The 14,545-nt window shown below is 71.2% G+C and carries 10 protein-coding genes and 1 riboswitch; of the genes, 5 read left to right on the forward strand and 5 right to left on the reverse strand.

Features of this window, described 5'->3' with window-relative positions:
- Positions 1-58: 58 nt before the first annotated feature.
- Together EES42_RS26485 and EES42_RS26490 are read left to right on the forward strand one after the other, a co-directional pair.
- Positions 59-1,426, forward strand: a complete 1,368-nt coding sequence (locus tag EES42_RS26485; RefSeq protein WP_124720750.1) for a cytochrome P450 — start codon at positions 59-61, stop codon at positions 1,424-1,426.
- A 304-nt stretch (positions 1,427-1,730) separates the two neighbouring features.
- Positions 1,731-2,252 carry a DUF4232 domain-containing protein gene (locus EES42_RS26490; RefSeq protein ID WP_124720751.1) on the forward strand — a complete coding sequence of 174 codons (522 nt, stop codon included), beginning with the start codon at positions 1,731-1,733 and terminating at the stop codon, positions 2,250-2,252.
- A gap of 7 nt (positions 2,253-2,259) precedes the next feature.
- Here EES42_RS26490 and EES42_RS26495 read toward each other — a convergent pair whose 3' ends face one another.
- From EES42_RS26495 to EES42_RS26505, 3 genes are all read right to left on the reverse strand, one after another.
- Positions 2,260-2,667 (reverse strand): hypothetical protein, encoded by a 408-nt coding sequence (locus EES42_RS26495; protein ID WP_124720752.1) that lies wholly within the window; start codon positions 2,665-2,667, stop codon positions 2,260-2,262.
- Positions 2,668-2,715: 48 nt separating this feature from the next.
- A riboswitch (SAM riboswitch) is annotated at positions 2,716-2,825 on the reverse strand.
- Between the two features lie 50 nt (positions 2,826-2,875).
- Complete coding sequence (locus EES42_RS26500) at positions 2,876-4,138, reverse strand: cytochrome P450 family protein (protein ID WP_124720753.1); 1,263 nt, start codon at positions 4,136-4,138, stop codon at positions 2,876-2,878.
- Positions 4,135-5,448, reverse strand: coding sequence for a cytochrome P450 (locus EES42_RS26505; RefSeq protein ID WP_124720754.1), 1,314 nt, complete (start codon positions 5,446-5,448; stop codon positions 4,135-4,137). Before EES42_RS26505 ends, EES42_RS26500 begins: the two co-directional genes overlap by 4 nt.
- Before the next feature lie 357 nt (positions 5,449-5,805).
- Here EES42_RS26505 and EES42_RS26510 point away from each other — a divergent pair, with 357 nt between their 5' ends.
- Positions 5,806-8,532: a glycoside hydrolase family 31 protein gene (locus EES42_RS26510; RefSeq protein WP_241196589.1), complete on the forward strand. Its 2,727-nt coding sequence runs from the start codon at positions 5,806-5,808 to the stop codon at positions 8,530-8,532.
- 68 nt (positions 8,533-8,600) lie between these two features.
- Here EES42_RS26510 and EES42_RS26515 read toward each other — a convergent pair whose 3' ends face one another.
- Entirely contained in the window at positions 8,601-9,467 is an 867-nt protein-coding gene (locus tag EES42_RS26515; RefSeq protein WP_124720755.1) for an SAM-dependent methyltransferase, read from the reverse strand.
- 244 nt (positions 9,468-9,711) lie between these two features.
- Between EES42_RS26515 and EES42_RS26520 the strand changes: the two genes are divergently transcribed.
- Complete coding sequence (locus tag EES42_RS26520) at positions 9,712-10,203, forward strand: GtrA family protein (RefSeq protein WP_124720756.1); 492 nt, start codon at positions 9,712-9,714, stop codon at positions 10,201-10,203.
- Positions 10,204-10,309: 106 nt separating this feature from the next.
- On the forward strand, positions 10,310-12,124 hold the full coding sequence (locus tag EES42_RS26525; protein ID WP_241196590.1) for a hypothetical protein: 1,815 nt from the start codon (positions 10,310-10,312) through the stop codon (positions 12,122-12,124).
- Between the two features lie 17 nt (positions 12,125-12,141).
- Here the strand turns inward: EES42_RS26525 and EES42_RS26530 are convergent, their stop codons facing one another.
- Positions 12,142-14,274, reverse strand: coding sequence for a tetratricopeptide repeat protein (locus EES42_RS26530; RefSeq protein ID WP_124720757.1), 2,133 nt, complete (start codon positions 14,272-14,274; stop codon positions 12,142-12,144).
- Positions 14,275-14,545: the final 271 nt, after the last annotated feature.

Below are 14,545 nucleotides of genomic sequence, written 5' to 3' on the forward strand. Positions count from 1 at the left end.
CCCTGAAGTCAGGTCGCCGCGCACCGGATCGGTGCGCCACAAGGGAGCGGAGACATTCATGTCCACGGAGACCGGCCCGGCCATCGACGCCGAGCCGCGGAGCCACCGGATCGTGCCGGGCCCGAAGGGGCTGCCGTTCCTCGGGAACCTGCCGCAGTTCGGGAAGAACCCCCTCGCCTTCTTCGAGCGGCTGCGCTCCCACGGGGACATGGTGGGCTGGCGGTTCGGCCCCAACTCCTGTGTGTACATAGCCGATCCGGACTGCATCGGCGAGCTGCTCACCGAGACGGAACGCTCTTTCGACCAGCCGGCCCTGGGAATCGCCTTCCGCACCGTGATGGGCAACGGCGTGGTGGTCGCCCGCGGCACGGACTGGCGGCGAAAGCGTTCGCTGGTGCAGCCCTCGGTACGGCCCAAGCAGGTGCGCTCGTACGCGGCGACGATGGCGAGCAGTACGGTGGAGCTGGCGGACACCTGGTCGGGCGGTGAACGCATCGACATCAAGCGGGAGATGGCGGCGCTGACGCAGCGGATCGCGGTGCGTACCATCTTCGGTGTCGACACCGCGGCCGACGCCGAGGCGATGGGCCGGGCGATGGATGTGGCACAACAGGAGATCGGCAAGGAGTTCGCCGGGATCGGCGCGCTGCTGCCGGACTGGGTGCCGACCCCCGGCCGGGCCAGGATCAAGAAGGCCGCGGCGGTCATCGACGCCGAGGTGGGCCGGGTCGTCGCCCGTCATCGTGACGGAGGGGACGAGCGCCCCGATCTGCTGAGCCGGCTGCTGACGGCGGTCGACGAGACGGGTGAGCGCCTCACCGACCGGGAGATCCGCGACGAGACGGTCACGCTGTACATCGGCGGGCACGAGACGACCAGTTCCACGCTGGTGTGGGCCTGGTATCTGCTGGCCCGCAATCCGCGGGCGCGTGCCGCGCTCGCCGAGGAGCTGGACCGGGTGCTCGGCGACCGGGAGCCGGGGTTCGACGACTACGCGCGGCTGACGTACACCCAGTCCGTGGTCAAGGAGACGCTGCGCCTCTACCCGACGATCTGGCTGGTCACCGGTGTCGCGAAGGCGGATGCGCGGATCGGCGGTGTGCCGATGCCCGAGGGCACCCGGGTGTGGACCAGCCAGTGGGTGACTCAGCGCGACGCGCGGTGGTTCCCCGAGCCGGAGGAGTTCCGTCCCGAGCGGTGGGATCCGGAGGCGGGCGACAGCATCGCGGAGTACGCCTGGTTCCCGTTCGGCGGCGGCCCCCGGGTCTGTCTGGGCACCCGGTTCGCGATGGTCGAGGCGGTGCTGATCCTGGCCGTGCTGGCCCGCCGCTTCGAGCTGGACGTGGACCCGGGCGTCATCGAGCCGGTCCCGTCGCTCACACTGCAGCCCGACCGGGACGTGATGGCGACGGTCCGGACCCGGTGAGGCTCGCGGGGCGGGCCCCTCCGGGTCGTGGCGCTGTCGGCGGGCCTCGTCACGGTCGCGCCGGTGGTGGCCGCGTTCCTGCTGCGGGTCCGCGCCTGTGCACAGCGGGACGACCCGGCGGGCGCGGCACAGCGTTCCGGCACCGGATGCACCGAGCCGCGTTCCGGCACCGGACATACCGAACCGATATGTCCGATCTGTCGCGGGGATCGGGTCAAACGGTTCACACTGTCCATGTCGGCCGCACCGGCCGACGGGCCGCCCGGCCGTATCCGCAGGCTGTCGATCCAACGGGAGAAACACCATGCGTCTTGGCTCCGCTCTCACCGCCGCACTCGCCGTCGCGGCCACCCTGCCACTGACCGGCACCGCGGCCTCCGCGACGACCGGTGCCACGAGCCGCCTCGCGACCTGCCAGGAGAAGGCCCTCTCCGTGCACGCCGCACCCGGCGGACAGCGGAACGTGGCCCGGATCGACGTCGTCAACAGCGGCGGCCGGACCTGTGTGGTGGACCGGATCCCCACGATCACCTTCCGGGGGCTCGACGGCTCCGCCGAGGCCGTCCCGCCCGCCGGGAGCGGCCCCTACGAGCTGTCCCCGGGCGAGCGGGCGTACGCCGCCGTGCGGACCGCGGACCCGGCGGCCACCGAGGGCCACGTCGTCGGCAGCCTCTCGGTGGCGGCGGACCCGTCCCATCCAGGGGTCACCTTCCGCGCGGCCGCCGTGGGCATGCCGGAGGGGGTCCATGTGTGGATTCCGGTGACCACCCTGTGGCAGGAGTCGCGGGCGGCGGCGGACAGCGCGCTGGCGGACGCGCTGGGGTGAGGCGCGACTACAGTCCGTAGCTCGTGCCGCCGACGGTCCGCCGCGGGTCGGGGGCGGTCGTCGCGCACAGCGGGCCGCCCTCGAAACCGGTATTGACCAGGGCCGTGGCCCGGCCCGCGGAGTCCACCAGTTTCAGGGCGTGCCACCGCGGCAGCCAGAACACCCGGCCGCGGTGGACCGTGAGCAGTTCGGTGAGGGCCGCCGGGGCGTGTGTCCACACCTTCGGCAGTTCCTCGGCGTGGTCGAAGGCGGGGCGCAGCTGGAACCAGCCGTCGGCGCCGATGTCACCGGAGGTGAGCAGCAGTTCCACGGCCTGGCCGGGCTCCTGGTGGCACTTCTTGGTGTGGATCCAGTGGACGTGGTGACCGGGGCCGTAGCTGGTGCAGCCGTCGTTCTGGACGAGGTGGGGGAGCATGGTGTTCCGCCTTCCCGGGATCGTGGACCCCAGGTGCGCCGCCCCGGTGGTCCGCTGTTCCCCGCGCGCTGCGCACGGGGCCGGTCGTCACCCGGAGCACCCGCAGCGGAGCGGGGTGCCGTCCAGTTAGCCGGGGCTGTGCACTGGAACTCATGACCTGCGAGAACTCTATCCGACGGACGGCGGTGCCCGACGGGGGGTCAGGTGCTCAGCCGTGCAGCAGTACGGGGAAGGCCTCCATGTCGTTCTGCGTCATCACCGGCAGCTTGCGGACCTCCTCGTCCGGGACGGCCGCCCGCAGTGCGGGGAAGCGCGCGAAGAGTGCCGGCAGGGCGACGGCCGCCTCCACGCGGGAGAGCGCCGCTCCGGGGCAGATGTGCGGGCCGTGACCGAAGGTCATGTGGCGGATCGGAGCCGGCCGGGTGATGTCGAAGGCGTCGGCGTCCGCCCCGTGCTGCTCGATGTCACGCCCGATGGCGCGATACGAGATCACCACTGCCTCGCCCTTCGCGATCACCTCGTCGCCCACCTGGATGTCCTCCGTGGCGAACCGCATCAGCAGATGGGTGGTGGGGGTGTCCCAGCGCAGGGTCTCCTCGATCACCGTCTCCCACGGGATCTCGCCGTCCAGGACGCGGCGGAGCTGGTCGGGGTGGGTGAGCAGGGCCCGTACGGCGTTGAGGATCAGCCCGATGGTGGTCTCGTGCCCGGCGGCCACCATGGCCTTGAGGTTGCCCACCACCTCTTCCTCGGTGAGCGGTTCGCCGCCTTCCTCGGCCAGGATGAGCGCACTGGTGAGGTCGTCGGTGGGGCGCGCCTTCCTCTCCCGTACGAGAGCGGCGTAGAACACGTCCAACTCGGCGAGCAGCGCCAGTCGTTCCTCGTGCGGGGTGAGCGTGGAGAAGAACGCCTTGTACCGCTTCATCAGCATGGGGTGCTCGGCCTCGTCCACACCCATCAGCATGCCGACGACGCGCATCGGCAGCGGCTGGGCGAACACGGACTTGAGGTCGACCACACCGTTCTCGCTCCTGCCGCTCCGCTCGTCGAGCGCGTCGAGCAGTTCCTCGGTGAACTTCTCGATGTCCGGGCGGATCTCCTCCAGCCGGCGCGGGGTGAGTGCCTGGGAGGTCTTGGTCCGCAGCCGTCGGTGCTCGGCGCCGTCCACGGTGAACATGGAGCGGCCGGCGTCGATCATGCCGATCAGCGGCCACTCATGGGTGACCTCGCCGCGCTGCCACAGTCCCCAGGCTTCGAGATCCTTGACCAGGCGGGGGTCGATGAGGAGTTGGCGGGCCAGTGCGTGCCGGGTGACGGTCAGGGCCGGAACGCCGAGCAGTTCGATCCTGGCGAGCGGACCGGCGGCGCGCAGTCGCGCCGTCTCTCCGTCCAGGTCCTGGACCAGCGGGTCGATGACGACGGGAGCGCCGCTCGAAGCGGCGCCCCGGGCAGCGGCGTGCGGGCAGTTCACGACGGGTCTCCTGTTGGACGGACGGGGGCGAACCGGACGGGCAGCGCGGTCATGCCCCGCAGGAAGGCGGACTGCCGCCGAACCAACTCGGGTACGGGGACCGCGAGTTCAAGGTCGGGGAGCCGGTCGAGCAGCACCTCGATGCCGGTGCGGGCGATGATCTCGGCGATCTCCTGCGCGGGGAAGGGGCAGCGGTACTCGCCGTGGCTGAACGCCAGGTGGGCGCTGTTGCCGCGCTGACCGGACGGCCCGCCGGAGGCGGAGAGGTGCTGACGGATGTGCGGATCGGCGTTGGCCGCGCCCAGGCCCAGCAGCAGCATGTCCCCGGCGCGGATGCCACGGCCCCCCAGCCGGGTGTCCCGGGCCGCCCAGCGGCCGGCGAGGATCTGTGTCGGCCCTTCCTCCCAGAGCACCTCGTTCATGGCTTCGGCGACGCTGTGCCGGCCGCCGGTGAGCGCCACGGCGAACTGGTCGTCGGTGAGCATCAGCCGGAGCGAGTTGCCGATCCAGTCGGCGGTGGTGAGGTGTCCCGCGGCCGTGATGGCCATCAGGTCGAGTACGTACTCCTCGTCGGTGAACTCCCCCGCGTACGCCAGCATGCGCGAGGTCACGTCGTTCCCGGGCGAGGCCCGGCGGGCCGCCAGCAGCCTCCGCATGCTCTCGCCGAACCGCAGATGGGCCTCCTGCGCGCCCGGGCCGCCGTCGGCCAGGTGCCCGAGCACCTCGGCGATCCTGGGCCCGTCCGCGTCGGGGAATCCGACCAGGCGGGCGAGGACGAGCACCGGCAGCGGAACGGCGAAGTCGGCGATGAGGTCGGCCGCGCCCCGCTCGCAGAACCCGTCGACGAGGCGGTCCGCCAACTCCTCGCAGTCCCTGCGGAGTTCGAAGTGCTCGACCTCTTCGAGCGCCTGCCCGACCATCGCGGCGTGGCGTCGGTGCTCGGCGCCGGCGGTGAAGTAGATGGACGGCATCGGCCGGCCGACCATCGGCAGCAGCGGCCAGTCCTCGGGGATGTTCCCCCACTGGTTCCACAGCCCGACGTCCCTGGGGAACAACTCGCCGTCGCTGGTGACCTGGTGGAGTTCGCGGTAGCCGATGACCAGCCAGGCCGGAACCTCTCCGGGCAGTTCGACGGGCACGACGGGACCGTGTTCGCTCCGCATGGCGCGGTAGACGACATGGGGTTCCGTGTGGAATCCGGGTCCGCTGAGCGGCACGGCGGAGCGGCCGGCGCCTGCCGGGCAACGTCCGGTGCCGGGCTGCGGGGATGCGGTCGGATGTCCGGACACCGCGGATGCGGGCGTCGTCATCGTACGGAATCTCCTGTGACGAGGGCTTCGCTCGTAGCGGTGGTCGGTTGATCAACGCGCCTTCACTATAAGGAAATTCGGTGAGCCTTCGGGCACTATTTGCGACTGTTCTCGCCACTGTTCCGATCCAGTGAGTCCGTTTTCTGAGCATGGCTGACCAAAAGGACAGGGATGGCCCCGCCCCACTCCTCATCACCGGCCCGCCACCACCCGCCCCACCACTGAGCCCTCCGCGAATTCCCGCGCCGGGCACTTTCCGAAACGTTGACCCGGGCGCCGACCGGAACGCCGGACCGAACGTTGACATGCACCGGTCGCACGGTGAATTCTGATGCTCGAATCTCCAGAGTTCCAATCATGTCTGCGCAGACATTGCCTATTTCACTGTTCGGTACGGACGGAGAACACTCCTTGCGGATACTCAAGAAACGTCCCGGTCAAGCGGCGGTCGGCACGCTCTCGGTGATCGTCCTCGCACTCACCGCCCTGACCGCCCCCGCCCCGCGGGCACAGGCCGCGGCGACGCCCTCGGGCACCCTGGACAGCACCACAAAGAATGTGACGTGGCAGAGCCCGGTCTACGCCAAGGGCACCGTCGACTCCCCCGCCAAGTGCGGCACGGCCGCCGAGGACCCCGAGAACGCGGTCTGCGCCCGGTTCGACCTGACCGTCGACCCACCCGAGGGCCAGTGGGACGACAACCCCGAGGGCGGCGTACCCGTCTCCATCCAGTGGGAGACGCCCACGGACGACTTCGACATGTACATCTACGACTCGGCCGGCAAACAGGTGGCCTCCAGCGCGGGCACCGCCGACCCCGAGTCCGCGGTCGTCCCGAAGGCTTCCGGGACGTACCACGTGGTGGTCGTCCCCTACGACGTGCACAACAATTCCTTCAGCGGAAAGGCGTATCTGCCCGAGGCCACCGATGCCGGGAACCTCACCGGTTTCAGCGGCTCGCACGGCAGGTACGAGATCGCGGCCGGTGCCCTCAAGGCGCGCGCCGAGTTCTTCACCGACGACACGCTGCGGCTCCAGGCATCCCCGGACGGCGTACTCGCCGACCCGAAGGACAGCCACATGATCCGGCAGCAGCCCACCGCCCAGCCGCACACCAAGTCCTTCGACGCGGGCACCTATTACGGGATCCGTTCCAAGGGCGTGGTGCTGCGCGTGTACAAGAAGCCGTTGCGCTTCGGCCTCTACAAGGCCGACAACCGCACGGCCGTCTGGCAGGAGGCCGATCCACTGCGCTGGACCGGCGGCGGCATGCGGCAGAGCCTGAAGCGCGGGGCCGACGAGCAGTTCTTCGGCGGCGGCGAGCAGAACGGCAGCTTCTCGCACCGCGACCGGGCCATGAACGTCGGCAACAACACCAACTGGAACGAGGGCGGCTACAACAACTCCCAGCCGTTCTACCTCTCCACGGCCGGCTACGGCGTGTTCCGCAACACCATGACGCCCGGCATCTACGACTTCGCCTCCCCGGTGAGGACCGGTCAGCAGGAACGGCGCCTGGACGCGTACTACTTCACCGGTGACACCAAGACGGTCATCGGCAAGTACACCTCCCTGGTGGGCAAGCCGTTCATGCCTCCGGTGTACGGGCTGGAGCCCGGCTCGGCCGACTGCTACCTCCACAACGCCAACCGGGGCGAGCGCCACACCCTGGACGCGCTGAAGGTCTCCGACAGCTATGTCGACAACGGTATGCCGCTCGGCTGGATGCTCGTCAACGACGGCTACGGCTGCGGTTACGAGAACCTCCCGGAGACGGGTACGGGGCTCAACAAGAACCACGCCCAGCTCGGGCTCTGGACCCAGAACGGTCTGCCCGACGAGGCCGCGGAGGCCAAGGCCGGGGTACGCGTCCGCAAGCTGGACGTCGCCTGGGTCGGCGGTGGCTACGGCTTCGCGCTGGACGCCTGCGACCAGGCCAAGGCCGGCATCGAGAACAACAGCGACGCCCGCGGCTTCGTCTGGCTGCCCGTGTCCTGGGCCGGTGCGCAGCGCTGCGGTGTGCTGTGGAGCGGGGACCAGAGCCTGTCCTGGGACTTCATCCACTGGCAGATCCCGACATACGCCGGAGCGACCATGTCCGGCATCGCGTACAACACGGGCGACGTCGGCAGCATCTACCGTCACGACCCCGAGATGTACACCCGCGACCTTCAGTGGAAGGCGTTCCTCCCGGCCATCATGACCATGGACGGCTGGGCCAGTGACATCACCACCAAGCAGCCGCACGACCAGCAGCCGTGGCTGGACGGTGAGCCGTACACCTCCATCAACCGCAAGTACCTGATGCTGAAGGAGCGGCTGCTGCCCTACATGTACACCCTGTCGAAGGAAGCCACCAAAACCGGTGTCGGCGCGGTCCGGCCGCTTGCGCTGGAGTATCCCGACGACCCGGCGGCGCTCGGTCCGGACGCCAAGTACGAGTTCCTGGCCGGGCCCGACTTCCTGGTCGCGCCGGTGTACAGCGACACGGACGTCCGTGACGGCATCTACCTGCCGAAGGGCACCTGGACCGACTACTGGACAGGGAAGACGTACCAGGGCCCGACCACCGTCAACGGTTACAAGGCTCCGCTCGACACCCTGCCGCTCTTCGTCAGGGGCGGATCGATCGTGCCGATGTGGCCCGAGGGCACCGTGTCCTGGGAGTCCCGGGACCGGACCCGGCTCGGCTACGACATCCACCCGCAGGGCTCCACCGAGTACACGCTCTACGAGGACGACGGCGTGACGCGGAAGTTCGCCGAGGGCGCCTCGGCCACCCAGCACGTCCGGGTCCAGGCACCCGCCCACGGCAAGCAGGGCAGCACCACCGTCAGGATCGGTGCGAGTGTGGGGAGTTACCGGGGCAAGGTGTCCGCCCGCTCGTACGACCTCACCGTGCACGGCGAGCACGCGCCGTCGCAGGTCGTCATGGGCCACAGCCGCCTGCACCGGGTGAACTCGGCGGCGGAGCTCGCGAAGGCCGGGTCGGGCTGGTTCACCGACCCCGCGACCGGGATCACGGAGGTCAAGACGCCGTCCGTCTCCACCGGACGCGGCTTCACGGTCGAGCTGCGCAAGTAGCCGCCCGGCGCAGCGCCACACGGCCGGGGGCCGTCTCCGGACGGCCCCCGGCCCCTGTGCCCGGGACGCTACGGCTTGCGGGCGACCGCACCGTAGATCGGCACCGGCTGCGTCTCCACCGGAAGCTCACCGACGCTGAGTTCCGGATGCCAGTCGACGACCGGCACGAGGCCGGGCTCCACCATTTCCAGCCCGTCGAAGAACCGGCTGACGGCTCGGTGCGACCTCGGTACGAGCGTCACACCGCCCGCCGCGTACGAGGCCACCCCCTTCGCCACGCTCTCGGGGTCGAAGTCACCGGTGAGCTGTGACAGCACCAGGCAGCTCCCGGGGGCGAGCCGCTCCATCAGGCGCTCCACCAGCGCGTACGCCCCCTCGCTCCGGCCCTCCCCCTCGTCGCCGCCGTCCCCGTCGTCGACGAAGTGCAGCAGGGCGATGAGGGAGAGCGCGACGGGCCGGTCGAGATCGAGGACATCGGCGGCGAGTCCGAGGATCCGCTCCGGCTGCCGCACATCGGCGTCGAGGTACGCCGTCGCTCCCTCGGCGGTCCCGCTCAGCAGCGCCCCGGCATGGGCCAGGACGATGGGGTCGTTGTCCACGTACACGACCCGGGCGTCGGGCGCCGTGCTCTGGACGATCTGGTGCAGATTGGGCTCGGTGGGAATGCCGGAGCCGATGTCGAGGAACTGCCGTATCCCCTCTTCGCCCGCCAGCCTGCGCATCGCCCGGTGCATGAACCACCGGTTGTGGCGCGCGATGCGTTTCGTGTCCGGCGAGAGCGCGGCGATCTGCCTCCCGAGCTCCTCGTCGACGGGATAGTTGTCCTTCCCGCCGAGGAACCAGTCGTACACCCGCGCGGGATGCGGCCTGGTGGTGTCGATGCGGTCCGGCTCCGGGTGAGCGGGAGGGGTGACGGACGGCTGATGCTCACTCATGGAGACCTCCGGACACGGAACCGATCAAGCTATGGCCTTAACCTACCTGGGGGTCGCAAGAGTTATGCCCGTATACGTCACCCAGCCCGTCGCCCGGCACACCACCCGGTGCCGGTCCGGAGTTGGTTCCCGCTTGTCCCCCGCTTGAGCCCGGACGTTATCGGGTCGCTCGAACGGCGCCGACTCCGTAGGTTCTGGGGTGGAATCGAATCACCGTTCCCCCCGACCCTCCGGAGGCCCGCCTGTGACCGCCCCAACGCGTCGGCAGACGCGCGCCGTTCGGCCCCTCGCCACGGCCTTCGTGCGGTTCGTCGTGTGTGGTGGCGGGGTCGGGCTGGCGTCGAGCGCGGCGGTCGTGCTGCTCAGCGGGCGAATACCGATGGCCGTCGCGAACGCGCTGGTCACCGTCGTCTCCACGGTGCTCGCGACCGAGTTGCACCGGCGGATCTCGTTCCGTAGCGAACGCCGGGGGTGGCGGGTCCATCTCCAGTCCGGGGCGACGGTCGCCGTGAGCTACGCGTTCACTACGGGGGCGCTGCTCTGCCTGTTCGCCGTGCGGCCGGAGCCCTCGCCGCTGGTCGCGCAGACGGTCTATCTGTCGGCGTCCGCCCTGGCGGGGGTCGGACGGTTCGTGCTGCTGCGGGTCGTCGTCTTCGGGAACCGCGGCCGGAGCGGGCACGGCCGTGCTCCGCACGACGACGCGCTGGACAAGTCCTCGGTGGTGATGGCCGTGTGACGCCCCCTCGGTGGCCGGCGCGGCGATCGTGCTGGTTGACTGTCGTGGCCGGTCGCACGGGCGAGCGGAGCCCGCGGGTGGGCCGGGGCGGACGAGGGGCGTGCGAATGGAGTACGGGCGGGCCGGGCGGGTCCGGGTGCCGGTGGGGGACGATGCGGCGCGGTGGGCGACCCGGGGGAAGTGCCTGCGGGTGCTGCTCGTCGTGCACAACGTGACCGCCGCGACGCGGCTGCTCGATGTGCTGCCTCTGTTCGACGACGATCTGCGAGTGCAGTTGCTGGTGACCTGCACGGGCTCCTCCGCGTTCGCGGCCGGCACGGCCGAGCTGCTGGCCGACACGGGGGTGCCGGTACTGCCGTGGGAACAGGCCGTCGAGACGGCGGTAGACCTGGTGGTATCCGCCAGCTTCGGCGGTCAACTGGACGCGTTTTCCGGCAAGTTGGCCGTCCTGTCGCACGGTGTTGGATACACTAAGAGGCTGGCGACACCGGACACCGGATCTGGGGCGGGGGCGGGGGCGCCTGCGCCCGTGTTCGGGCTGGCACCTCCGTGGCTGCTGTCCGATCGGGGCACTCCCGTCGCGGACGCCCTCGTACTCTCCCACCCCGAACAGCTCGAACGACTGCGCAGCGCCTGCCCCCGGGCCGCGCCGACCGCCGTGCTCGCCGGGGACCCCTGCTTCGACCGGATCCTCGCCGCACGCACCCGTCGCAAGCGCTTCCGCCGCGCGTTGGGGGTACGCCCCGGTCAGCGGCTCGTCCTGCTCAACTCGACCTGGAACTCGGAGTCGCTCTTCGGTGACGGGACCGAGGTTCCGGGGGACGGCTGGTGCGGAGGAGATGTCGTCGCCGCGCTGCTCGACCGGGTCGCCGACGAGTTCCCCGTGGACGAGTACCGTTTCGCCGCCGTGCTGCACCCCAACATCTGGCACGGGCACGGCCCCGGTCAGATCCGTGCCTGGCTCGATCGCGCGCGGCGCGGCGGGATGGCGCTGATCGATCCGCTGACGGGGTGGCGGCAGGCCCTGCTGGCGGCCGATGCCGTGATCGGGGACCACGGATCCGTCACCTATTACGCGGCCGCCCTCGGCACTCCGGTACTCCTGGGGGCCGTGCCGCTCCACGCCCTCGACCCCGACGCACCTATCTCCGCGTTCATGCGGGAGGCTCCGAGACTCGACCCCGACGCGTCCCTGTCGGCGCAGATCGGGGAACTCATCCGCTGCCACCGGCCGTTGCCCGGTCCGGCCGAATTCACCACCTCCGTGCCCGGCGAGTCGGCGGCCCGGCTCCGGAGGCTCTTCTACTCGATGATGGGTGCGCCGGAACCCGATCGGCCCGCGTCGCTGGAGCCGCTCCCGCTGCCCGGGTACGAGGCCGGAACGGTCACCGTGCCGTTGCAGGTACTGACCCGGGTCCTCGGACCGGGAGAGATCGCCGTCAGCCGCTGGACGGGGGCGCGGCCCGGGACCGGACCGGATCCCGCCGGCGAACTGCACGTCGCCGTCCACGAGGACACCCGCGAGGTGGACCGGCTGGAGCTGGCCGACGTCATCTTCCGGGAGGGCGAACCCGACGATCCGCGGTTCGGTTCGCCGTCCATCTGGACCGCCGAGGTACTCCGCCGGCATCCGGGCTGCTCCCTGGCCGCCTATGTGACCGGCCCGTCCGAGTGCCTGGTGCGGGTGCGTGGCGAGGAGCCGCTCCGGATGGTGGCGGTGCCCGACGCCGGTGCGGAGGACGTGGCCGGCACGGACCCCGCCGCGTACGCCTCCGCCCTGTACGCCTGGCTGGCCGCGGAGGGCCGGGAGGCGGTCACCGCCCACGCGCGGGCGGTGACCGAGGAGCTCGTCCTGCGTACGGGCGGCCGGCTCCATCGCGTGCGCGTCGTCCCGCTGTCGCCGTCCGGCTCGGCGGGCTGAGGAGCGACGCGGCGGGGCTACGGCGCCACGCAGCGTTCCCGCATGCGTCGCAGATGGACCAGGTGGAACGTGGCGCGCTGGCCGTCGAGGGTCGCGATCGCCGCCTCGACCAGCGGGCGCGCCGAATCGGTGTCGTCCTCGTCCAGCCAGGTCTCGGCGAGATCCGTGAGGGTCCGGGCCGTGTTGTACGTGTCACCGCTCGACCGGAAGTACGACTGCGCGGTCTCCAGGTACCGCCGGGCCTCCTCACGTCGCCCCAGCCCGCGCAGCGCCCGCCCCCGATGGCGCTCCAGCAGTGCCTCGGCACGCGGCACGTCGCCCGTTCCCTCGTCCTGTCCACCCATGGTGCCCAGGATGCCGCCGGCCTCCTCGAAGCAGTCGTAGGCCTCCTGGTAGCGCCACTGGCGCAGTCTCAGCAGCCCCAGGAATTCGACGGCCGAGGCGTGACCCCGCTTGTGGCCTGCCGCCGCCTCGGCCCGCGCCGCTGCCCGGGCCTCCGTCTCCGCCTCCTGCCAGTGCTTCAACTCGGTGAGGGAGTGGGCCAGTTGTGCGTGGAGGGCTCCGGCGTCCAGGCTCGTGGCGCGACGGGCGTCGATGAGCCGCGCGCCGATACGGAGCGCGGGCAGCAGCATCTCGTGGTGGCCGGCCTTGAGCTGCAGCGGCCACAGGGCACGGCACAGGCGTACGGCGGTTTCCGGGTCACCGGACTCCTCGGCGCAGCGCACCGCCTCGACCAGGTTGCCCGATTCCGCGAGCAGCGCGTCGAGGGCGGCGCCGCGGTCCTCGTACGTCTGCCCGGTGCGGCCCTCGGCGGGCGCGGGTACGCGCCAGCTCTCCGGGAGCGCCTGGTGGGCGGCCGACGCGGCCAGGTCCGCGTACGCGTTCAGGGTGCGGGTGAGCGCCGCCGAGCAGGCCGCGATCCCGTCGTCCCGGACAGCTGCCGCCTCGGCGTGCGCGCGGACCGCGTGGCGGTAGTGGTAGCGACCGCTGCCGGTCGCGCCGGAGCCGCGCTCCAGGAGCATCCGGTCGGCCAGGTCCTCCAGGAGTTCCGCCGTCGTGCCGGGGTGGTGACCGGTGGTCCGGGCAGCCGTGGCGGCGTCGAAGGCGGGCCAGTCGCGCAGCGCCATCAGCCGGTACAGGCGGGCGGATTCCGGGGCCAGGAGCCGGTAGTTGTCCTCGGCCGCGCCTCGGACCGGGTCGTCGTCCGTCCCGGCGCGACGAGGCGGAAGCGTGGGTACGGAGAGCTGGTGCGCGGCGGCGCGCAGGGCGTACGGCGACCCACCGCAGCGCTGGAGCAGCGAGGGCAGGGTGGCGCGGGCGGCGGCGACCGTGGACTTGTCCGTGATGTCGGTGAGCAGCCGCACCGCGTCCCGGTCCGTGAGCGGGCCGACGGGCACCCGCACGGCGTCGATGCCGGGGAAGGGGGCGCGGGCGACCAGGATCGTGAACACGCCGGGTGCCGAGGTGAGGAACGGCCTCACCTGCGAGGCGGAGTACGCGTGGTCGAGCACGATCAGAAGTCGCAGGTCCGCCACGCAGTGGCGGAAGAACTCGCCCAGCTCGCCGATCCCGGTCGGCATCTCCTCGTCCGGCACCCGGAGTTGACGCAGCAGGGCACGCAGTACGGTTCCGGCGTCGCGTGCGCCGCCGATGCCGCGGCCCCCGAGGTCGGCGTAGATCTGGCCGTCCGGGAAGAGCCGGGTGGGCTGTGCTCCGAAGTGCACGGCGAGGGTGCTGGAGCCCATGCCGTCCGGACCGTGCACCAGGGCGAGCCGGGGCCGCCCGTCGGCGCGGCGGGACGCCTCCTTCTGGAGCTGCTTCATCGCCTCCTTGCGATCCGTGAAGAACCTTATGGAGGCGGGGAGGTCCGACCGCACCGCCCGGGCCGGGGCGGGCTCGCGGCGCATGCGGGTGGCGAAAGCGGTCCAGGAGGCGGCGAGTTGCGGATCGGTGCGCAGCCGGTCGTGGACCATGCGGGCGACCTCTTCCCGTTCGTCCGGGGCCACGGGTGCGGGGACCTCACGGCCGACGATTCGCCGCACGACGCCTCCGGTGGACTCCCAGGCCCATTTGCCGGCCTCGTTGGCCATCCCCGAGCCGACCGCGCCGAGTACCGCCGAAATCGCCGCCACCGAAGTGGGATCGAGCATGTCGCGCACTCCTCGTTCCCGGTGTTCCGCGCGGTGCGCCCTCCCCGGCACCGTCGCTGCCACCGTGCGGATCAACGTTAGCGTCAGACGGGCCGGTCTCCCCCGGACATCGTGGTGGTGGCCGTACGGGCTGACCCGGGACGGCCGTTCAACTGTCCTGAAAGCGACCTTTTCATCGACGTCCGGCGGATTCGGCGCTTCGGCATCGCCGCCCCGTCGCCGCCCGTCCACCGCGTCCCGACGTCTTTCGCCGTCCTTTCGCGGATGCGGC

Source organism: Streptomyces sp. ADI95-17 (assembly GCF_003846175.1).
Lineage (GTDB): Bacteria > Actinomycetota > Actinomycetes > Streptomycetales > Streptomycetaceae > Streptomyces > Streptomyces sanglieri.

What these genes read in the sequence shown, in the direction of transcription:
- EES42_RS26490 (WP_124720751.1), top strand. Translation starts at nt 1,731, where the DNA reads ATGCGTCTTGGCTCCGCTCTCACCGCCGCACTCGCCGTCGCGGCCACC.
- EES42_RS26525 (WP_241196590.1), top strand. Translation starts at nt 10,310, where the DNA reads ATGGAGTACGGGCGGGCCGGGCGGGTCCGGGTGCCGGTGGGGGACGAT.
- EES42_RS26495 (WP_124720752.1), bottom strand. Translation starts at nt 2,667, where the DNA reads ATGCTCCCCCACCTCGTCCAGAACGACGGCTGCACCAGCTACGGCCCC.
- EES42_RS26530 (WP_124720757.1), bottom strand. Translation starts at nt 14,274, where the DNA reads ATGCTCGATCCCACTTCGGTGGCGGCGATTTCGGCGGTACTCGGCGCG.
- EES42_RS26515 (WP_124720755.1), bottom strand. Translation starts at nt 9,467, where the DNA reads ATGAGTGAGCATCAGCCGTCCGTCACCCCTCCCGCTCACCCGGAGCCG.
- EES42_RS26510 (WP_241196589.1), top strand. Translation starts at nt 5,806, where the DNA reads ATGTCTGCGCAGACATTGCCTATTTCACTGTTCGGTACGGACGGAGAA.
- EES42_RS26505 (WP_124720754.1), bottom strand. Translation starts at nt 5,448, where the DNA reads ATGACGACGCCCGCATCCGCGGTGTCCGGACATCCGACCGCATCCCCG.
- EES42_RS26485 (WP_124720750.1), top strand. Translation starts at nt 59, where the DNA reads ATGTCCACGGAGACCGGCCCGGCCATCGACGCCGAGCCGCGGAGCCAC.